The organism is Enterobacter sp. ENT03 (assembly GCF_019218745.1).
Taxonomy (GTDB): Bacteria; Pseudomonadota; Gammaproteobacteria; order Enterobacterales; family Enterobacteriaceae; genus Enterobacter_D.
The window spans coordinates 626,015-646,622 of record NZ_JAHUXA010000001.1; the positions used below are offsets into that span (position 1 = coordinate 626,015).

Consider the following 20,608-nt stretch of genomic DNA (forward strand, 5'->3'; position numbering starts at 1 on the left):
TTATTTACTGAGCGGCGGGCACCACATCAGTTGTTCTTTCAGGCTTAGCGTGTCCTGCGGCAACGTGGCGAGCACACGTCGGTACTCTGCGCCCTCTTTCGCATAACCGCGCATCGCTTGCAGTAATACCCGCGTGGCGCTTTCCCATGAAATACCCTGTAAGTCGCTGTAAGGCCACAGTTCCGGCTCACAAATAAAAGGCACCAGATAATCAATACCCTGCTTTACGCCACGCCCATCGCGAATGTGATTCCAGCGATCAAATTCTACATGTTCGGCATAGCGGTTTAATAACAGATGGGCTTCAAGATTGAACAGGGAATAGTGGAACGGGATAGTGCGCTCCAGCTCCATGGTTTGCTTACCATCTTGCGCGATCTGCGCCGCCATGCGCTGGGTAATGCCCTGCTCGATAATACGTGCCGCCAGCCCTTTATCACCATAAAACAGGGCATTTACGGTACGCTGAACATCGTACCAGGTGCCGTGATTATTGTGCCAGACATATTCAGAATGACCGATGTCGCTGTAATACATCCAGTGATTGAAATCGCGAAACCACTGGTGCAGACCAATAATATCGTCAGTGTCCAGCACCTGTGCTGCTTTTATCAGGCCAATGGTATCAATGACCATCCATAATAATCGGGTATCAACAAGACCGGTGCCTCTGCCCGACACAATACCTGGGATCGCCTGACCGTAATTCAGATGCGGATTCATCCGGGTTTCAGCATCTAAAAACCAGCAGCGGATTTGTGTAGCCGCCGCCTGAGCATAATGGCGATGGCCGGTAAAATACCAGGCAAGACCCAGAATAAGGCAGCGTTCACACATGCGAATAATTCGGCTGGTGTCAGTATCGTTATTTTCACACTGCGGATTCGTATGGCCGTCACGCCGTATATAGGGCAGCCCGTTGGGGCGGCGGGGATTTGGCCACCAGTAGGTACCCAGACTATAATAATCGTGCGCATCGCCGCTGACCGGTCGCAGTTTTTTATGCACCACGCTTTCCGGCGGCGTGCGGCGTACTTTATCCGCTTCGCTGATTAAATGGCCTAACGCCAGTTGCAGCGGTGAAAAAGGCTGCTTCAGGCTAAGCCGCGCATTTTCCAGACAGGTTTCGTCGAGGGTGTATAACTTCATCGCCACGGTAATTACGCCTCCCTGCCGCTGATACGTTTACCGCTGTCTGCGTCAAAAACATGGATTCCGTTGAGTTTGGGTTGCAGCCAGACTTTCTCGCCTTCCTTTACCGCCAGGCGTTGTTTAAACACGGAGGTAAAGGCCCCGCCTCCGGTATCGCAAAACAGCTGCATATCGGAACCGGTATTTTCGATGGCGGTGATCACCGCCGCCAGCGCATCTTCCTGTGGCGCGTTCACCACATTCACCTGCTCCGGACGGATGGCATACACCACGCGCTGACCGTGGCTGACCTGCAACCCCGCCGGCAAGCGCAGCAGTGAACCATCGCGCAGGCGTAATTGCGCGCGCTGATTGTCCAGCACAATTTCACCGTTGAGCTGGTTAATTTCCGGCGAACCGATAAACCCGGCGACGAATAAATTGGCGGGTTGGTCATACAGTTCTAACGGCGTACCCGCCTGCTCTATTTGCCCCTCACGTAATACGACGATCATCTGCCCCATGGTCATCGCCTCAATTTGATCGTGGGTGACATACACCGAGGTGGTTTTTAAACGCCGGTGCAGATCGCGGATCTCGCCGCGCACCTGCGTCCGTAATTTCGCGTCGAGGTTTGACAGCGGTTCATCAAACAGAAAGACCTGCGGCTTGCGCACAATCGCCCGCCCCATCGCCACGCGCTGACGCTGCCCGCCGGAGAGATCTTTCGGCAACCGCTCCAGCAGCGGCGTCAGGTTAAGCAGTTCTGCGGCGTCTTCAACCTTGCGGTTAATTTCCGTTTTTGCCAGCCTGGCCATTTTCAGGGCAAAGCCCATGTTTTCGCGCACCGTCATTTGCGGATAAAGCGCATAGCTTTGAAACACCATCGCAATGTCGCGCAGCTTGGGTTCCACCTCAGTAACATTGCGCTCGTTGATATGGACCTCGCCGCCGGAAATCTCCTCCAGGCCTGCGATCATGCGCAGCAACGTCGATTTTCCACAGCCGCTTGGCCCTACCAGCACGCAAAATTCACCGTCGGGAATGGTCAGCGAGACATTTTTTATGACGTGCACGTCACCATAAGATTTGCGGACATTATTAAGCACTACCGATCCCATATCAGACTCCTTACCCTTTGACCGCGCCGGACATGATCCCGCGGTTGAAATGTTTTTGCAGACCCAGATAAACGATGATGCTTGGCAGCATCGCCAGCAGCGTAATGGCGATAAAAATATTGGGCGTGATGCTTTCGTCAGTTCGCAAGGTGCCTAAGATCACCGGGATGGTGTTCAGGCTGTCCTGATTCACCACAATCAGCGGCAGCAGATACTGATCCCAAATCATGATAAAGCCGAAGGTGACGACCGTTCCCAGCGCCGGTTTAACCAGCGGGAGAATGACATGAAAGAAAATCTGCCATTCATTCGCACCATCAATGCGCCCGGCCTCCTCCAGCTCTTTCGGGATCGCCGCCATAAATTCCGTCAACACAAAAATGGAAAAGGCCCAGCCCACCACCGGTAAAATCATCCCCAGATAGCTGTTATAGAGTGAGGCGTCGATAAACGGCAGTCGCCAGTTGATGATCATGTACAGCGGTATGGCGATCACCTCCTCCGGCAGCATCATGGTCGAGAGGATCAGCAAACTCACCAGCGCCACGCCACGAAACTTTTTACGGGCGAGAGCGTAGGCCGCCAGCGCGCTCACCGAAACCTGCAAAATCGTGCCGAAAAACACCACCAGCACCGAATTAAGCAGATATTGCCAGACGCCAATGTCCTGCCAGGCAAAGATAAAGTTGTCGAACGAGAATGACGCAGGCCAGGCCAGCAGTTCGCCCGGCTTTACCGGCGCGGCGCTAAAGGCCGTGGCGACGATGCCCCAGAAGGGGCCGACAAAAACAATCAGTAACAGCAGATACAGGCACCAGCGACCTGCCCGCTCCCAGCTTTTACTTAACATGGCGGCTCCTTAGTAACGCGCGATGCGCTTTTTCAGCGAGAGATGGCACAGGGTGAGCACCACGGTGAAGGCAAACAGCAGGAACGACACCGCCGAGGCATAGCCATAATCGAACTGCTCAAAGCCAAGCTTATAGATGTGCGTCATGATCATTTCCGTGGCCCCTGACGGGCCGCCGCCGGTGGTGGCATACACTTCAGCAAATACGCGAAAACCACGGATAAACGACAGCATCAGCACCACCGACAGCGCCGGGATCATCCCCGGCAGGGTGACGTAACGCAGACGACTCCACCAGCTTGCTCCGTCAACGTTGGCGGCGTCATACAGATCGCGGCTGATGCCCGCCAGCCCGGCGATAAAAATCACCATGTTGTACGGCACCGCTTTCCAGATGTGCAGCAGCATGATGACCCACAGCGCCTGGTCGCTACTGGCGAGAAACCCCTGCTCTGCCACGCCAAACCAACTTAAGACATGGTTCACCACGCCATTGGGCGTGGGGTTAAACAGAATGCGCCACATCTCCGCCACGATAGCCGCGCTGGTGACGGCGGGCAGGAAAATCGCGGTACGGATAATACGCAAGTGGCGCGCCGGGCCTTCCAGCAGCATCGCCAGAAAAAATGCCAGCACGGCGGCGACGAACATCGTGATCACCACATACAGCAGGGTATTCACCACGGCGCTGTGCAGGGCCGTGTCGGCGAAGGCGCGGGTAAAGTTATTCAGCCCCACCCATTCATCAGGCTGGTTGAAGTTGATTTTATAAAAGCTCATCACCATCCCCTGGATCATCGGGATGAATTTGAACCAGCTAAAAATCACCAGCGCCGGGGCCAGAAACAGCCAGGGAAGCAAGGCCCGCTTGCGCGAGGGCGTAAGCCAGCGGGCACGGTTTCCCTTTTCAGCCATCAGTTTGGTTGCATGAAGAGTCATCAGCTCACGCCTCACAATGCCAGCACGTTTTGCTTAGCCAGTTCCTGGTTAAGCTTGTCATTCATCACCTTCAGCTCCTGTTCAATGTTGCTGTCACAGTGCGAGAAGATGCGGTTGAAGCCTTCGGCGGTAAGCTGGCGCACTGGTGTCCAGTTGGGGATCTGCGGAACATAGCGGCCATTGTTTTTGTACAGCGCCACAAAAGTGGCCCAGCGGTCATCCTGATAGACAGCCTGGGCATCGACGTCTTTATTTACGGGCAGGCGCACGACCGGAATATTGTTACTGCCTTTGCCCATACCGATTTCCTGACCCTCGCGGGAGATCATGAACTCGATGAACTGACGAGCGGCCTCTTTTTGCTGGCTGGTTTTCATCAGGAAAACGGTTGTGCCCTCAGCAAGAGCCGCCTGAGATTTAGGTCCCTGAACAGGCACGACTTCGTATTTGTCTTTGCCGGGATCTTTATCAAACAGCGCGATATGGTATGGCCCGGTAAAAAACATGCCTGCCTGTCCTGCCCGGAACGAGGGGATGACATCAGCGGTGGTGGCGTTAATTGCCCCCGGTTGCACCACTTTTTCACACAGTAATGTGCGAACAAAGTCGGTGGCCTGCGCCACTTCCGGCGTGGCGAGCGAGCCGGTGAATTTCCCCTCTTTCTCAGTCACATAGTCCCCGCCCGCCTGCCAGATAAAGCTGCTCATAAACCAGCTGGCATAACCGCGAGTCGTGGAGCCGGGAACGATAAAACCATAGGTATCGTTTTTGCCGTTGCCATCGGGATCTTGCGTGGTGAACGCGCGGGCCAGCGTCAAAATATCGTCCCAGCTTTTCGGCTGCGGCAAGCCGGTTTTTTCCCGCCAGTCTTTACGGATAAATAAGGCGAACGTTTGGGCGGAGGTGGGCACGCCATAAAACTTGCCGTCGTGATAGCGCGTACTTTCCCATGCGGTGGGGTAGAGATTTTCTGCGCCAGCGAGGGAGTCAGGCACGATTTCCTCGGCAATCCCCAACTGAATAAATTGCCCCAGCGCGACGGCGTCGTTGAAAATCAGATCCGGCAGAGCCTGTCCCGCCGCCGCACGTGCCAGCCGCTGTTCGAAATCGGTGGTCGCATTGAAGTATTCAATTTTGATGCCCGTTTTCTTCTCGAAGGTTTCAGCCTCTTTTTTATAGATATTTTTTGAATCATTACTCGCCCGGATCCACACCTTAAGCGTCGTTTCGGCACAGACTGAGCCTGCCCCCATTCCTAAAACAGTAAGCAAGAGCAGTGAACGTAATTTATTTCCAGTCATCTTTTCTATCCTTTATCGGAAGGGTACAAAGCCAATAGCCATTAAATTAATGTGGTGATGTTTTTATATTCACTTCCATTTAATAGAAAGGATTTTTGAAATACAACCGCACGAAATAAAAACATTATTTCATAATTTGAAAATCGGCGTTCGATCACACTAAAAATCGATTAAAAAATAAACAATAAAAATTAGTTATTATTTATCAGCATGATAGTAAATTAAACTATTGCTGCAATTATTCGTCAAATTTTGATTTTCATGTTATTACGTGACTCTGAGCACATTTTTTGGCGTGTAAAAACTCCTGCGGTGCAAATCAGAAGCTCGTCACAACTTTATGCAAACTATCTCTTAAACTCCCTGCCATTAATTCACTCGCTGTGCATACGTTTATTTCATCGATTAATAAATGGTGGATTTTATTATTTAACCCGGATATTTCACCCTGCATAAAGGTAAATTATGAATACGGAAAAATGCAGCAGGCTTTTATGCCTGACGTTTCTTTCGCTGACGATCAGCGCCGCTTTACATGCGGCGCCAAGGGGTCTTGCGATCCTCTCTGAAGACGATTTGCTTTACAGTCAGCAGCAAATTGCCGCCAGAAATCCGCCGTTTGAACAAGCCCGTGATGCGCTACTAAAACAGGCTCAGGGAGCGCTGACCCAGCCGCTATTTTCAGTGATGGACAAAACGCTGGTCGCGGCCAGTGGTGATAAGCATGACTATTACAGCTTCCCGCCCTACTGGTGGCCCGATCCTGATAAGACAGACGGGCTGCCGTATATCCGTAAGGACGGGCAAACTAACCCTGCCGCCAACAGCGACGCAACGGATAAAAGCCGCCTGGTGAAAATGAGTAATGCCGTCTCCACGCTGACGCTGGCCTGGTATTTCACTCAGGATAAGTCGTACGCAAATAAAGCCGTGGCGCAAATCAAACGCTGGTTTCTTGATCCCGACACGCGCATGAATCCAAACCTGCGCTACGCCCAGGCAATCCCCGGCATTAACGACGGGCGAGGGATCGGCATTATCGACAGCCGTGCACTGGTAGAGGTGGTGGATGCGATTGGACTGCTGCACGCCTCGCAGCAATTATCCGATGAGGAATATCAACAGTTACGCGACTGGTTCGGCGAATTCTGGCGCTGGATGACGACCAGCCAGAACGGCTTTGAAGAAGAGAACTGGCACAATAATCACGGCACCTGGTTTGATCTGCAGGCGGCGACTTTTGCCTGGTTTAGCGGCCATACCGCAGATGCCAAAAAACAGCTCCACATCACGCAATTGCGCCGGATCGCAAGTCATTTTGATAATCAGGGCCGCCAGACGGCGGAACTGGAGCGTACCCGTCCGTGGCATTACAGCAACTTTAACCTTGATGCTTACAGCCGCCTCGGTCGGCTGGGCGAAAACGTGGGCGTGGATCTGTGGGGATTTACCCTTGACGATCATAGTCTGCGCAAGGGCTACGCTTATGTGGCGGGTTTTATCGACAGCACTACACCCTGGCCGTGGAAAGATATTGATAAATGGGATGACAAAAAAGCGTTGTATAACCTGGCCACCGCCGCGCATGCGTGGCCTGATGACGGTGAGTTTGTGCAAAAAGCGCAGTGGTTGCGCGCCCGTTATCCTGATGACATCACGACGCTGATAAGCCCCCTGCGCGACGATCGCAGCCGTTAAGGACAACTCACCATGAAGCAATTTGCTCACCGGCACGCCGTTCACCCAGGCGCTACAGAAAACCTCAAGAAGAAATGGGCCGACCTGCTGGTCACGCCCACTCTGGTGCCGGAAACGGGGATCGCCAGCTGGAATCTCTATTATTTTTGCCCTGAACATAGCGTCAGGCTGCGGTGGGATCGTCACTCTCCTCATCATCACTGCTGCCCGGTTGATGGTCGATCCTTTAGCGGCGAACCTTACGACAGCGCATGGTGGCGAGAAATGAACGGGCAAAACGCCAGCGCCTGTTACCACCTTGGCCTGCTCTGGCAACTGACCGGCGACGCAGCCTGCGCCGCTAAGGTGGCGGAAATATTGCGGCGGTATGCCGATTATTATCCGGGTTATGAAGTGCATGGTGATATTCCGCACAACGGACCGGGCAAAATGAATGCCCAGACCTTATGCGAAGCCAACTGTCTGCTGGAAATGGCGCTCGGCTATGACTTTATTGCCGACAGCCTGTCTGCCACGGAACGGGAACATATTTGCGACAACCTGCTGCGTCCCGCCGCCAGGTTTTTACAGGCGCATCGCAGCCCGCAGATCCATAATCACGAAGTGAAAATCAACGCCGCTATCGCGGTGCTGGGTTTTATTCTGGAAGAGGACGCGCTGATCGAGTTTGCCGTTAACCAGCAATATGGTCTGCGCTGGCAACTGGAAAACGGGCTGCTGGACGAGGGATTGTGGTTCGAAGGATCAATTCATTATCACTACTACGCGCTGCAAGGCTTTATGGCGTTTGAAAAGCTGGCGAGGGGGTCGCGCTGGAGCCTGCTGGATCTACCGTACTATCGCAAAATGCTTGATTTTCCCCTTTCGCTGTTAATGCCCGATGGGACGCTTCCGCTGCTTAATGACTGCCTTGCCGGGCAGGAAAAGTTGTACCACCGCGATGTTTATGAATTTGCCTGGCAGGTGTACCGCGATCCGCTGTATGCCCGCGTGCTGCACTTCATCGGCGAGGAAGACGACGCCGTTGATACCTTGCTGTGGCGCGACGCCCCGCTGCCCGTTGATCCCACGCCGCTGATCCCGCAGACGACGACCTTTGCCCCTGCTGCCGGGCTGACCGTCTGGCGTAAACCGCGACGTGGTCAGGCGCTGCTGATTAAACACTCGCCCTACGGCGGCGAGCACGATCACTATGACCGTCTGAATGTGCTGCTGTGGGACAACCACGTTGCGCTTCTCCCGGATCTCGGCACCACCGGCTACGGCGCAAAAATGCACTATGCCTATTACAAGAACAGCGCCACGCATAACACGCTGTCAGTGAATCAAACCAACCAGCCTCCGGCGCAACCCCAGTTGCTCAGCTGGCATCACGGCGATGATTTTTACTGGATGGACAGCCTGGTGGACTGGCGGAAAGCCACCGACGCGCTGAACAGCCACACCCGCGTGGAGTGGGACGCGGTGGCGTGGCGAGATATTCTTTTTCGCCGCCGCTTACTGTGGCTGGATGATGTACTGATTGATCTTTCTGACGTTCACAACCCACATGCGCAGCAGCTTGACTGGACGCTGCATCTGGCCGCCCGCGCGCTCGATCAGAGCGGAGAAGCGGGGATATTTGCTACGCAAGGCCCGCTCCGTATCATGCGCAACGCCACGGTTTGCGCGCTGCGCGGCTGTCAACCGCGCCATTTTGCAGGTCTTGCGGGTGAACATACCCTGTGGCTGGCCGGTGACGCCGATTTATGGCAGGGAACCGCGCCCGGTAATCCGGCAGTCAGCGATCTTAGCTATGTGGTATTACGCAGCCATCAGTTGCAGGCACGGTTTCTCGCCGTGTGGGATTTTTGCGCCGAACGGCCATTAACAGCGGTGAAGATTGATCATGATGAGAGAGGCAGTCATATCACTTTATGCCGGGGGGATCACACCCGCAGGCTTAGCGTGCCCGAAGGCCCGGGGGCGCTTCCACATATAGAGGGGTAATGTTAACGGGGCCGTGCGCGGCCCCGTTGATTTTTACAGCGCCAGCCGACCAAATGCGCCCTGCCAGTCCTGCTCGAACTTCGCAATCGCCGCATCCACCGCCGGGGCGGCGATAAACTGTTGCGCCACGTCCAGCGGCAGGGTGATGGACTCACAGCCCGCCAGCAGGCAATCCAGCGCCTGACGCGGCGTTTTAAAGCTGGCGGCCAGCACTTTCGCGCCCGGTGCGTGCAGGGTTAACAAGCGTTGCAAATCGCACACCGTCTGGATGCCGTCGCCGCCCTGGGCATCCACGCGATTCACATAGGGGGCGACATATTCCGCCCCCGCCAGCGCACTTAACAATCCCTGCCCTGCGCCATAGACCGCCGTGCCGAGCGTCGGGATACCTTCCGCCTTAAGCACTTTAATCGCCGCCAGACCTTCGGCACTGACCGGCACCTTCACCACAATGTCTGCAATGATGCCGCGCAGTTTGCGGGCATCCGCCACCATGCCGTCGGCGGTGGTCGCCATCACCTGGGCGAATAAACGGCCTTTACTGCCTAATGCGTCCTGTAACGCAGGGAGTAATTCTTCCAATGGGGTTTTGCCGGCAGCAACGATGCTCGGGTTGGTGGTCACGCCTGCCAGGGGGAAAATACGCGCCAGTTTTTTGACCGCCGCGACGTCGGAGGTATCGAGATAGAGTTCCATAATCTGACCTTCAAAGTGTGAGATGTAGCATGCGCTGAAATTTACCCCAGGCTACCTGAATGATACTTGATCATCGTCAAAATAACTTTCATTCGAAAGTAATTTAATCTTCATACGCAAGATGAGGCCCGATGATGATATTCAATATTCAGCGCTACTCCACCCACGATGGCCCCGGTATTCGTACCGTGGTGTTCCTTAAAGGCTGCTCGCTCGGCTGCCGCTGGTGCCAGAACCCGGAAAGCCGCGCGTTAAAACGCGATCTGCTTTACGACGCGCGCCTGTGCCTTGACGGCTGCGCGCTGTGTCAGCAGGCAGCGCCCGCCGTGATTGAGCGGGCGCTGAACGGTCTGCTGATCCATCGCCAGCATCTTAATGACGCGCACCTGGACGCGCTGACGGAATGCTGCCCGACCCAGGCGCTGACCGTCTGCGGCGAAACGAAGCCAGTGGATGAAATCATGGCCACCGTGCTGCGGGATAAACCCTTCTACGATCGCAGCGGCGGCGGTATCACCCTGTCCGGTGGCGAACCCTTTATGCACCCGGAATTGGCCGGCGCGCTGTTTCAGGCCAGCCATGAGGCGGGTATTCATACCGCTGTGGAAACCTGTCTGCATGTGCCCTGGCACTACGTTGAGCCGTCAGTAGATGATGTCGATCTGTTCCTTGCGGATCTGAAACATGTCGACAGCCAGATATTCAAAGCCTGGACCGATGGTTCAGCAAAGCGCGTGCTGGAAAACCTCAAACGCCTCGCGCGCCTCGGCAAACAACTGACCATCCGCGTGCCGCTGATCCCCGGTTTTAACGCCGATGAGACGTCGATCCGCGCCATTACCCGCTTTGCCGCCGACGAACTGAACGTTCGCGATATTCATTTTTTGCCATACCACACGCTGGGCATGAACAAGTATCACCTGCTCGGCCAGCCCTACACCGCGCCAGACAAACCGCTCGACGCGCCAGATCTGCTGACGTTTGCAGAGGACTACGCGCGCGAATGCGGCCTGACCGCCACGTTACGAGGATAACCCTATGACCACCTTACGTCTCGATACCCTGACCGACCGCATCAAGGCGCATAAAAATGCGCTGATCACCATCACAAAACCGCCGGTCTGCACCGAGCGCGCCCTGCACTACACCCAGGCCTACCAGCAGCATATGGATAAGCCGATCCCGGTGCGCCGCGCCCTTGCCCTCGCCCATCATCTGGCGGAGCGCACTATCTGGATCAAGCATGATGAGCTGATTGTCGGCAATCAGGCGAGCATGGTACGCGCCGCGCCGATCTTCCCGGAATACACGGTGACGTGGATTGAAAAAGAGATCGACGATCTCGCCGACCGTCCAGGCGCAGGCTTTGCCGTGAGCGGAGAAAACAAGCGCGTGCTGCATGACATCTGCCCGTGGTGGCGCGGGCAGACGGTACAGGATCGCTGCTACGGCATGTTTACCGACGAGCAAAAATCACTGCTGGAAAGCGGCATCATCAAAGCCGAAGGCAACATGACCTCCGGCGATGCGCACCTGGCGGTAAACTTCCCGCTGGTGCTGGAACTGGGGATGGACGGGCTGCGCCAGAAAGTCGCCGAGCGCCGCTCGCGCATCAATCTCACCGTGCTGGACGATCTACACGGCGAGCAGTTCCTGAAAGCCATTGATATTGTGCTGGAAGCCGTCAGCCTGCATATCGCACGTTTTGCCGATCTGGCGCGCAAGATGGCGCAGGACGAAATCCGTGAAAGCCGCCGCAACGAGCTGCTGGCGATCGCGGAAAACTGCGACATCATCGCCCATCAGCCGCCAAAAACTTACTGGCAGGCGTTGCAGCTGTGCTACTTCATCCAGCTGATTTTGCAGATTGAATCGAACGGTCATTCGGTGTCCTTTGGCCGCATGGATCAGTATTTGTATCCGTACTATCGCCGTGATGTGGAGCTGGATCAGAGTCTGGCGCGGGAAGACGCCATTGAAATGCTGCACGCCTGCTGGCTGAAGCTGCTGGAAGTGAACAAGATCCGCTCCGGCTCGCACTCGAAAGCCTCGGCCGGCAGCCCGCTGTATCAGAACGTCACCATCGGCGGTCAGCAGCTGGTGAACGGTCAGCCGCAGGATGCAGTCAACCCGCTCTCGTATGCGATCCTCGAATCCTGTGGACGCCTGCGCTCCACCCAGCCGAACCTCAGCGTGCGGTATCACGCGGGGATGAGCAACGATTTCCTCGACGCCTGCGTGCAGGTGATCCGCTGCGGCTTCGGCATGCCAGCGTTCAACAACGACGAGATCGTGATCCCGGAATTTATCAAGCTTGGGATCGAACCGGCAGATGCTTACGACTATGCGGCGATTGGCTGCATCGAAACCGCCGTTGGCGGCAAGTGGGGCTATCGCTGCACCGGCATGAGCTTTATCAACTTCGCCCGCGTGATGCTGGCGGCGCTGGAAGGCGGACGCGACGCCACCAGCGGTAAGGTGTTCCTGCCGCAGGCACAGGCGTTGTCCAAATGCAACTTCAGCGATTTCTCGCAGGTGATGGACGCCTGGGACACGCAGATCCGCTACTACACCCGTAAATCCATTGAGATTGAGTATGTGGTGGACACCATGCTGGAAGAGAACGTGCACGACATTCTCTGCTCGGCGCTGGTGGACGACTGCATCGAACGCGCGAAAAGTATCAAACAGGGCGGCGCGAAATATGACTGGGTATCGGGTTTGCAGGTGGGGATCGCCAACCTCGGCAACAGCCTCGCGGCGGTGAAAAAACTGGTGTTCGATCAGGGGGCGATTGGTCAGCAGGAACTCGCCAGAGCGCTGGCGGAGGATTTTGAAGGGCTGACCCATGAGCAGCTGCGTCAGCGTCTGATCAATAGCGCGCCGAAATACGGCAACGATGACGACAGCGTGGATCTGCTGCTGGCTCGCGCTTATCAGACCTACATTGAAGAACTGAAGCAGTACCACAATCCGCGTTATGGCCGTGGCCCGATCGGTGGTAATTACTACGCCGGCACGTCGTCCATTTCCGCTAACGTGCCGTTTGGTGCTGCCACCATGGCGACCCCGGATGGCCGTAAAGCCCATACCCCGCTGGCGGAAGGTGCCAGCCCGGCCTCCGGTACTGACCACTTAGGGCCAACGGCGGTAATTGGTTCGGTCGGTAAACTGCCAACGGAGGCGATCTTAGGCGGCGTGCTGCTGAATCAGAAGCTGAACCCGTCGACGCTGGAAAATGACAGCGATCGCCAGAAGCTAATGATGCTGCTGCGCACCTTCTTCGAAGTGCACAAGGGCTGGCATATTCAGTACAACATTGTGTCGCGCGAGACGTTAATCGCCGCCAAGCAGCACCCGGATCAGTATCGTGATTTAGTGGTGCGCGTGGCGGGCTATTCGGCGTTCTTCACCGCCCTGTCGCCGGATGCGCAGGACGATATTATCGCCCGTACCGAACATACCCTGTAATCCTCGTCCCTCTAAGCCCGGTGGCGCTTCGCTTACCGGGCCTACCCGTTCGATAACGACGGGCACTTTCGAATGAAATAAAATTGTGCTTGTGCTCACATTGTTATTAGAATGTTTCTGGTCGCAGTTACATTCAGGAGCGCAATGCATGACCGTTAAAGTTATCGTCACCGATATGGACGGAACTTTCCTTGATGATGCCAAAACCTACGATCGCGATCGTTTTCTGGCACAGTTTGAGCAGTTACAGCGCCGCGGTATTGAGTTCGTGGTCGCCAGCGGTAACCAGTATTATCAGCTCATCTCCTTCTTCCCGGAAATTCAGGACCGTATTTCATTCGTCTCCGAAAATGGCGCGCTGGTGTATGAACATGGCCAGCAACTTTTCCACGGCGAGCTGACCCGCCATGAATATCAGATCGTGCTCGGCGAACTGCTGAAAGATAAAGGGCTGAACTTTGTCGCCTGTGGGCTGGAGAGCGCTTACGTCAGCGATCGCGCGCCGGAGGCGTTTGTTGAACTGATGTCGCACCATTATCACCGCCTGAAACCGGTGCGCGATTATCATGCGATCGACGACAAGATGTTTAAGTTCTCCCTTAACCTGCCGGACAGTGAGATCCCGCAACTTATTGATGCGCTGCATGTGTCCCTCGACGGCATTATGAAACCCGTCACCAGCGGCTTTGGGTTTGTCGATCTGATTATTCCCGGCCTGCACAAAGCCAACGGCATCACCCGTCTGCTCAAACGCTGGGGTATCTCGCCGAAGGAGTGCGTGACCATCGGCGACAGCGGCAACGATGCAGAAATGCTGCGCATGACCGGTTACTCCTTTGCCATGGACAATGCCGGGGAGGCGATCAAAGCGATCGCCCGTCACCGCACGGACGATAACAATCACCAGGGGGCGCTGAACGTTATTCAGGCGGTGCTCGACGGTACAGCCCCCTTCTCAGCCTGACGCCTGCTGATGCCGGTGCGTCCTGCGCTGGCATCACCCTTTTCCCGCTTTGTGCACCTCATCAAGTTTTTAAACTTGCATTAACTTTTTTTTAACTTAGATTAACATATGTAAGATAATTCACTTTCGAACGAAAGAAATGCGAGGTCTTTATGGCTGTTATCTGTGCCAGCGAAACGCTGCCTGCCGATCACAAAGCGGCGATCCGTCAACTCAAGCAGGCCCTGCGCGCGCAAATCGGCGACGTGCAGACGGTGTTTAATCAGTTAAGCGAGCGCATTGCCGCCCGCGTCGCGGAAATCAACGCCCTGAAAGCGCGCGGCGAACCGGTGTGGCCGGTGATCCCTTTTGCCGATATTCAACATGGCACCCTCAGTGACGCACAGCGCGAGGCGGTAAAACGCCGCGGCTGCGCGGTGATCAAAGGCCACTTCCCGCGTGAACAGGCGCTGGGCTGGGATCGTTCGATGCTGGAGTACCTCGACCGCAACCACTTTGACGAGGTGTACAAAGGGCCGGGCGACAGCTTCTTCGGCACACTTGAGGCCTCCCGCCCGGAAATCTACCCGATTTACTGGTCGCAGGCGCAGATGCAGGCGCGGCAGAGCAGTGAAATGGCGCAGGTGCAGTCGTTTTTAAACCGCCTGTGGACCTTTGAGAGCGAGGGCAAACAGTGGTTTGATCCGGATGTCAGCGTGATTTACCCGGACCGCATTCGCCGCCGTCCACCGGGCACCACCTCGAAAGGGCTGGGCGCGCATACGGATTCCGGCGCGCTGGAGCGCTGGCTGCTGCCTGCCTATCAACAGGTTTTTGCCGCCGTGTTTAACGGCAAGCCGGAAGAGTACGATCCGTGGAATGCGGCGCACCGCACCGAGGTGGAAGAGTACACCGTCGATAACACCACCAAATGCTCGGTATTCCGCACCTTCCAGGGCTGGACGGCGCTGTCAGATATGCGCCCAGGCCAGGGCTTGCTGCACGTGGTGCCGATCCCCGAAGCGATGGCGTATGTTCTGCTGCGCCCGCTGCTGGATGACGTGCCGGACGATGAGCTGTGCGGCGTCGCGCCAGGGCGCGTGCTGCCGATTTCCGCCCAGTGGCATCCGCTGCTTATCGACGCGCTGACCAGCATTCCGGCACTGGAGGCCGGGGATTCGGTCTGGTGGCACTGCGATGTGATCCACTCGGTCGCGCCGGTCACCGATCAGCAGGGCTGGGGCAACGTGATGTATATCCCTGCTGCCCCGCTGTGCGAGAAAAACCTCGCCTATGCGAAGCGGGTGAAAGCGGCGCTGGAGACTGGCGCATCGCCGGGCGACTTCCCGCGCGAAGACTATGAAACCACCTGGGCGGACCGCTTTACGCTGGACGATCTGAACGAACACGGCAAACGCGCGCTGGGCATGCCGGTTTAATCATCATACAGCCCTTCCCTTTCCACGGCGGTGCGCCTTTTATCCGGGCGTATCCGCCGCACCGATTCCCGTACCGCCAGCCTGCCGTTAAGTAACAGCGTGCCGGTGGGCGCGTCGGGGCGGATCAGCCGCTGCTGTAACAGATGCACCGCTTCTTCCCCCAGTTCGTCGCGCGGAACGTGTACCGCGGTGAGCGGCACCTCCTGGATCGCCGCCAGGTTGAAGCCATCGATACTCATCACCGAGACGTCCTGCGGCACGCGCAGCCCGCGCTTTTGCAGCGCCTTCACCGCACCGGCCGCCAGAAAATCACCCCCCAGCAGAAAGGCCGTCGGCAGCGATTTCGCGGGCTGGGCGTCGAGCCATTCCCCGACCCGATCTTCCGCTTCGCGAGCGCTGAAACTCTGCACCAGCAGCACGTCACGGTTATCGCTAAAGCGGGCATTTTGCGCGCGCCAGGCGTCACGAATGCCCGCCAGCCGCAGCTCCATGGTGTAGCGGCGCAGGCACAGCACGTTCATCACGTTGCGATGGCCCATTTCGAACAGATAGCGGGCGGCAAACTCGCCAATCAGCCGGTGATCCGGCGCAATGGCGGGCAGGCGCATTTTGCGATCCCGGCAGTTAATTAATACGCAGGGCTTCGCAAGATCGGCAGCCAGATCGTGGATATGTTCGTCGTCGATACCGAGCAGGATCGCCGCCTGAGTGTCGCTGTCGTTCATTTTCGCCAGAAACAGGTTGGCGTCGCTGTCGTTCTCCTCCAGCGCGCAGTACCGCAGATGCACCTCGTGGGGAGCCAGCGCTTTGCTGATGCTCTGGATGACGCGGTAATAGAAGATGTCCGAGCGCTCATCAAAGGCCCGCTGCGGCGCGAACACCAGCAGGCTGTTGAGCAGCAGCCGTCCGGCGGCCATGCCGTCCATCACGCCCAGTTCACGGGCGCACGCCAGCACCGCCGTCCGGGCTTTTTCGCTGGTATTGGCCTTTCCCGCCAGCACGCGCGATACGGTGCTGGCAGACAGCCGCGTGCGGGTGGCGATTTCAGCGATTTTGAGCTTTTTGTCCATTTTGTGATCTGCGCCCGTTCGTCAAATGAAAGAATTTTCACAGCTGTGTTATCACGCTATCTCTGTGCTGCACGCCATTTTCTGCGCATCTTTGGCAAATTACTGAGAAAGCTTGCACAAAATCCGCTATTGCCGGGCAATGATTATTCATAACCTCAACAGGACGCACAACTTCCATACTAGTTGTGCAACAACTCTGTCATTAAAACGATAAGTATCAATCAGATACCCCTACAACGTCCGTCGGAGAGCGTTATGAGTCAGGACATTAACAACGATATTGCGGTCGGCTAGCCGCGTCGCATCATCAAGAATCTTCGCTGGTGGGTGCTGGTGCTGTTTTTGCTCGGCGTCACCGTCAACTACATCACCCGTAACTCGCTGGGTATTCTCGCCCCGGAGTTAAAAGACAGCCTCGGCATTACCACAGAACAGTATTCGTACATTGTTGGCGCGTTCCAGCTCGCCTATACCCTCTTTCAGCCGCTGTGCGGCTGGCTGATTGACGTGATCGGCCTGAAGCTGGGCTTTATGATCTGCGCCACCCTGTGGGCGCTGGCCTGTATTTTACATGCCGGAGCGGGAAGCTGGCTGCAGCTGGCGATCCTGCGCTTCTTTATGGGCGGCGCGGAAGCGGCGGCGACACCGGCAAACGCCAAAACGCTGGGCGAGTGGTTCCCGAAATCGGAACGCCCGGTTGCCGCGGGTTGGGCGGGCGTTGGCTTCTCAATTGGCGCGATGCTGGCACCGCCGATTATCTATTTTGCCCATGCCTCTTTCGGCTGGCAGGGGGCGTTTATGTTTACCGGCGCGCTGGCGCTGCTGTGGGTGGTGCTGTGGTGGGCGTTCTATTACAACCCGGATAAGCACCCCAATTTGAGTAAAGAAGAGCTGGCGCATATTCAGCAGGATAATGAGCCGCTCACTGAAAGACTGCCCTTTTTCACCGCACTGAGAACCGTGTCGAAAAACAAACGTTTTTACGGTATCGCCATCCCGGCGTTTATGGCGGAACCGGCCTGGGCGGTGATGAGCTTCTGGGTGCCGCTGTATCTGGCGAAAGAGCACGGCATGGATCTGAAACAGATCGCCATGTTCGCCTGGCTGCCGTTCCTCGCCGCCGATCTCGGCAGTATCGCCAGCGGCTATCTGACCAAACTTTATACCCGCTGGTTTGGCTGCGCGCGCATCAACTCCATTGTCGCAAGCTCCGTGACCGGCGCATTTTTGATGATCTCGCTGGCCGTCGTCACCCTCACCCGCGATCCCTACATCATCATCGGCCTGATCTCCATTGGCGGCTTCGGCCATCAGATCATCTCCTGCATGTTGAGCGCGCTGGTGGTGGAGTCGTTCGATAAGGGGCAGATGGCAACGGTCAACGGTATGCGCGGCTCCTGCGCATGGATCGCCAGCTTCCTGTTCTCGCTGCTGATTGGCGTTACCGCCGACAAGATCGGCTTCAACCCGCTGTTTGTCGCCATGGGTTTCTTTGACCTGGTCGGCGCTTTTTTCCTCGTGGCATTTATTGCTGAACGTCGCGCTAAACGCGCCTGAAAGTGGATGTAAATCGATATGAAAACGTTGAAAAACTGGACGCTGCACTCGCAGTCTGACCACCATCTTGAACTGTTGGTCGACGGGCAACATACGTTGTGCCTGTATGTGCTGGAAGAGACGCTGTTTCGCGTGCTGGTGAAACGCAAAGGCGAGCTGGCGCTGGACCGCACCTGGAGCATCGCCCCGGCGCAGGACGTCCCCTGGGAAGGGCGCCCGCGCGACGATCTGAGCGGTTTTAGCTGCCCGGCGTGGACGCTTTCACAGACTGACGACACGCTGAGCGTGGAAACCGCCGCCCTGCGCGTTACCGTCCACCAGCCGCTGTGGCTGGAGTGGCATTATCGTGACGACGCGGGCCAGTGGCAGTGGCTGGCAGGCGATCGCCCTACCAGCGCTTATCTGCTGAACGCCCACGGCGACGGCGTGGCGCACTATCTGCGTCGTGATAAAACTGAACGTTTTTACGGGCTGGGCGAAAAAGCCGGGGACTTGCAGCGCAACGGCAAGCGCTATGAGATGCGCAATCTGGATGCAATGGGCTATAACGCCGTCAGCACCGATCCGCTGTATAAGCATATTCCCTTCACCATTACCCGCCGGGATGACATCAGCTACGGCCTGTTTTATGACAACCTCAGCAGTTGCTGGCTGGATCTGGGTAACGAGATCGACAACTATCACACCGCCTATCGCCGCTGGCAGGCGGAAGCGGGCGATATTGATTACTACGTCTTTACCGGTAAACGGGTGCTGGACGTCACCAAAGCCTTTGTGCGTCTGACCGGCAAAACGCTGTTCGGGCCAAAATGGAGCCTGGGTTACAGCGGTTCTACCATGCACTACACCGACGCGCCGGACGCGCAAAATCAGCTGATGAATTTCATCCGTCTGTGCGCGGAACACGCCATTCCGTGCGATTCATTCCAGCTGTCATCGGGCTATACCTCCATCAACAATAAGCGCTACGTCTTTAACTGGAATTACGACAAAGTGCCGCAGCCGAAGGTGATGTCCGGCGCGTTTCATGAGGCGGGCATTAAGCTGGCGGCTAACATCAAGCCCTGTCTGTTGCAGGATCATCCGCGCTACGCCGAAGTGGCGCAGCAGGGGCTGTTTATCCGTGATTCCGAAAGCGACGCGCCGGAGCGCTCCAGCTTCTGGGATGATGAAGGCTCGCACCTCGATTTTACCCATCCGCAGACCATCAAATGGTGGCAGAACGGCGTCACCACGCAGTTGCTGGAGATGGGCATTGATTCCACCTGGAACGATAACAACGAATACGAAGTGTGGGACGGCGAAGCGCGCTGTCACGGCTTTGGACGCGAAATCGCCATTAAGCATATCCGTCCGGTGATGCCGCTGCTGATGATGCGCGCCTCGATGGAAGCGCAGCAGCGTTTTGCGCCGGATAAGCGCCCGTATCTGATCTCCCGCTCCGGCTGCGCCGGGATGCAGCGCTACGTGCAGACCTGGAGCGGCGATAACCGCACCAACTGGGATACACTGCGCTACAACACGCGGATGGGCGTGGGGATGAGCCTGTCGGGACTGTTTAACGTTGGCCATGATGTCGGCGGTTTTTCCGGCGATAAGCCGGATGCCGAGCTGTTTATTCGTTGGGTGCAGAATGGCGTGATGCATCCGCGTTTCACCATTCACTCATGGAATGACGATCACACGGTGAATGAGCCGTGGATGTACCCGGCGGTGACACCGGCGATCCGCAGCGCCATCGAACTGCGCTACCGTCTGCTGCCGTATCTGTACACGCTGCTGTGGCAGGCCCATGCCGATGATGAACCCATGCTGCGTCCAACGTTCCTCGATCACGAACACGATGAGCAAACCTTTGAAGAGTGCGACGATTTTATGCTGGGTCGCGATCTGCTGGTGGCGAGCGTGGTGGAGCCGGGCCAGCGCCAGCGCGGCGTGTGGCTGCCGGATAACGAAACCGGCTGGTACGATTTTTACAACGGAGCCTGGTACAGCGGCGGTCAGTGGGTGACGCTCGACGCGCCGCTGGAAAAACTGCCGCTGCTGGTGCGCGCCGGGGCGGGCCTGCCGCTGAGCGAGCGCATTACTCATGTTGACGCCCGCGCGGATGATCGCCGTGAACTGAAGCTCTACCCGCTGAAAGGCGTCGGCACAAGTGCCGGGCTGCTGTTCGAAGATGACGGTGAGTCCTGGGGTTATAAAGACGGGAATGCGCTGTGGCTGAACTGGGAGATGGTATGTGATGCCCGCACTATTTCGCTGAACATCACCCTCACTGGTGATTATCAGCCCGCGTGGGACACCTTACAGGTGTCATTACCGGCAGGGGAAACGCGCTCGCTGGTCGTGAATGGCATCGCCACCAACAGGTGGCGGTTACGCTAATATCAACGCTGACCCTCT

General features: G+C 56.6%; 15 protein-coding genes. 8 read left to right on the forward strand and 7 right to left on the reverse strand.

Annotation, left to right across the window (positions count from 1 at the left end; translation table 11 throughout):
- Genes KW828_RS03015 through KW828_RS03035 form a run of 5 tightly spaced genes read right to left on the reverse strand, consistent with a single transcriptional unit; the run spans position 1 to position 5,342 of the window.
- Entirely contained in the window at positions 1–1,149 is a 1,149-nt protein-coding gene (locus KW828_RS03015) for an alginate lyase family protein (protein WP_218335361.1), read from the reverse strand.
- A gap of 11 nt (positions 1,150–1,160) precedes the next feature.
- A complete protein-coding gene (locus tag KW828_RS03020) occupies positions 1,161–2,252 on the reverse strand; it encodes an ABC transporter ATP-binding protein (protein WP_218334926.1) in 1,092 nt (363 codons plus the stop codon).
- Between the two features lie 10 nt (positions 2,253–2,262).
- Complete coding sequence (locus tag KW828_RS03025; RefSeq protein ID WP_218334927.1) at positions 2,263–3,102, reverse strand: carbohydrate ABC transporter permease; 840 nt, start codon at positions 3,100–3,102, stop codon at positions 2,263–2,265.
- Positions 3,103–3,111: 9 nt separating this feature from the next.
- On the reverse strand, positions 3,112–4,041 hold the full coding sequence (locus KW828_RS03030) for a carbohydrate ABC transporter permease (protein ID WP_371316076.1): 930 nt from the start codon (positions 4,039–4,041) through the stop codon (positions 3,112–3,114).
- An 11-nt stretch (positions 4,042–4,052) separates the two neighbouring features.
- A complete protein-coding gene (locus tag KW828_RS03035; RefSeq protein ID WP_218334928.1) occupies positions 4,053–5,342 on the reverse strand; it encodes a sugar ABC transporter substrate-binding protein in 1,290 nt (429 codons plus the stop codon).
- A 465-nt stretch (positions 5,343–5,807) separates the two neighbouring features.
- Between KW828_RS03035 and KW828_RS03040 the strand changes: the two genes are divergently transcribed.
- Together KW828_RS03040 and KW828_RS03045 are read left to right on the forward strand one after the other, a co-directional pair.
- Positions 5,808–7,040, forward strand: a complete 1,233-nt coding sequence (locus KW828_RS03040) for an alginate lyase family protein (protein ID WP_218334929.1) — start codon at positions 5,808–5,810, stop codon at positions 7,038–7,040.
- A gap of 12 nt (positions 7,041–7,052) precedes the next feature.
- A complete protein-coding gene (locus KW828_RS03045) occupies positions 7,053–9,029 on the forward strand; it encodes a heparinase II/III family protein (protein ID WP_218334930.1) in 1,977 nt (658 codons plus the stop codon).
- A 33-nt stretch (positions 9,030–9,062) separates the two neighbouring features.
- On the opposite strand, the gene fsa is transcribed toward KW828_RS03045, so the two are convergent.
- The gene (gene fsa / locus KW828_RS03050; protein ID WP_218334931.1) at positions 9,063–9,725 is read right to left on the reverse strand and encodes a fructose-6-phosphate aldolase; all 663 of its coding nucleotides are present in this window, start codon (positions 9,723–9,725) and stop codon (positions 9,063–9,065) included.
- Positions 9,726–9,859: 134 nt separating this feature from the next.
- On the opposite strand from fsa, the gene KW828_RS03055 reads away from it, so the two are divergent.
- The 4 genes from KW828_RS03055 to KW828_RS03070 all read left to right on the forward strand — a co-directional run bounded on the left by KW828_RS03055 (position 9,860) and on the right by KW828_RS03070 (position 15,578).
- Positions 9,860–10,759, forward strand: a complete 900-nt coding sequence (locus tag KW828_RS03055) for a glycyl-radical enzyme activating protein (protein WP_218335363.1) — start codon at positions 9,860–9,862, stop codon at positions 10,757–10,759.
- A gap of 4 nt (positions 10,760–10,763) precedes the next feature.
- Entirely contained in the window at positions 10,764–13,196 is a 2,433-nt protein-coding gene (locus tag KW828_RS03060; protein WP_218334932.1) for a formate C-acetyltransferase/glycerol dehydratase family glycyl radical enzyme, read from the forward strand.
- Between the two features lie 148 nt (positions 13,197–13,344).
- Complete coding sequence (locus KW828_RS03065) at positions 13,345–14,160, forward strand: Cof-type HAD-IIB family hydrolase (RefSeq protein ID WP_218334933.1); 816 nt, start codon at positions 13,345–13,347, stop codon at positions 14,158–14,160.
- 152 nt (positions 14,161–14,312) lie between these two features.
- Positions 14,313–15,578 carry a DUF1479 domain-containing protein gene (locus KW828_RS03070; RefSeq protein WP_218334934.1) on the forward strand — a complete coding sequence of 422 codons (1,266 nt, stop codon included), beginning with the start codon at positions 14,313–14,315 and terminating at the stop codon, positions 15,576–15,578.
- Here the strand turns inward: KW828_RS03070 and KW828_RS03075 are convergent.
- Positions 15,575–16,648 (reverse strand): LacI family DNA-binding transcriptional regulator, encoded by a 1,074-nt coding sequence (locus KW828_RS03075; protein WP_218334935.1) that lies wholly within the window; start codon positions 16,646–16,648, stop codon positions 15,575–15,577. The two genes, KW828_RS03070 and KW828_RS03075, sit on opposite strands and share 4 nt — an antisense overlap.
- 303 nt (positions 16,649–16,951) lie before the next feature.
- Between KW828_RS03075 and KW828_RS03080 the strand changes: the two genes are divergently transcribed.
- Entirely contained in the window at positions 16,952–18,205 is a 1,254-nt protein-coding gene (locus KW828_RS03080) for an MFS transporter (RefSeq protein WP_218335364.1), read from the forward strand.
- An 18-nt stretch (positions 18,206–18,223) separates the two neighbouring features.
- The gene (locus KW828_RS03085) at positions 18,224–20,590 is read left to right on the forward strand and encodes a TIM-barrel domain-containing protein (RefSeq protein ID WP_218334936.1); all 2,367 of its coding nucleotides are present in this window, start codon (positions 18,224–18,226) and stop codon (positions 20,588–20,590) included.
- Positions 20,591–20,608: the final 18 nt, after the last annotated feature.

Coding starts and splice junctions, on each gene's coding strand:
- KW828_RS03055 (WP_218335363.1), top strand. CDS start 9,860: ATGATATTCAATATTCAGCGCTACTCCACCCACGATGGCCCCGGTATT.
- KW828_RS03035 (WP_218334928.1), bottom strand. CDS start 5,342: ATGACTGGAAATAAATTACGTTCACTGCTCTTGCTTACTGTTTTAGGA.
- KW828_RS03040 (WP_218334929.1), top strand. CDS start 5,808: ATGAATACGGAAAAATGCAGCAGGCTTTTATGCCTGACGTTTCTTTCG.
- KW828_RS03020 (WP_218334926.1), bottom strand. CDS start 2,252: ATGGGATCGGTAGTGCTTAATAATGTCCGCAAATCTTATGGTGACGTG.
- KW828_RS03030 (WP_371316076.1), bottom strand. CDS start 4,041: ATGACTCTTCATGCAACCAAACTGATGGCTGAAAAGGGAAACCGTGCC.
- KW828_RS03025 (WP_218334927.1), bottom strand. CDS start 3,102: ATGTTAAGTAAAAGCTGGGAGCGGGCAGGTCGCTGGTGCCTGTATCTG.
- KW828_RS03045 (WP_218334930.1), top strand. CDS start 7,053: ATGAAGCAATTTGCTCACCGGCACGCCGTTCACCCAGGCGCTACAGAA.
- KW828_RS03015 (WP_218335361.1), bottom strand. CDS start 1,149: ATGAAGTTATACACCCTCGACGAAACCTGTCTGGAAAATGCGCGGCTT.
- KW828_RS03065 (WP_218334933.1), top strand. CDS start 13,345: ATGACCGTTAAAGTTATCGTCACCGATATGGACGGAACTTTCCTTGAT.
- fsa (WP_218334931.1), bottom strand. CDS start 9,725: ATGGAACTCTATCTCGATACCTCCGACGTCGCGGCGGTCAAAAAACTG.
- KW828_RS03075 (WP_218334935.1), bottom strand. CDS start 16,648: ATGGACAAAAAGCTCAAAATCGCTGAAATCGCCACCCGCACGCGGCTG.
- KW828_RS03085 (WP_218334936.1), top strand. CDS start 18,224: ATGAAAACGTTGAAAAACTGGACGCTGCACTCGCAGTCTGACCACCAT.
- KW828_RS03070 (WP_218334934.1), top strand. CDS start 14,313: ATGGCTGTTATCTGTGCCAGCGAAACGCTGCCTGCCGATCACAAAGCG.
- KW828_RS03060 (WP_218334932.1), top strand. CDS start 10,764: ATGACCACCTTACGTCTCGATACCCTGACCGACCGCATCAAGGCGCAT.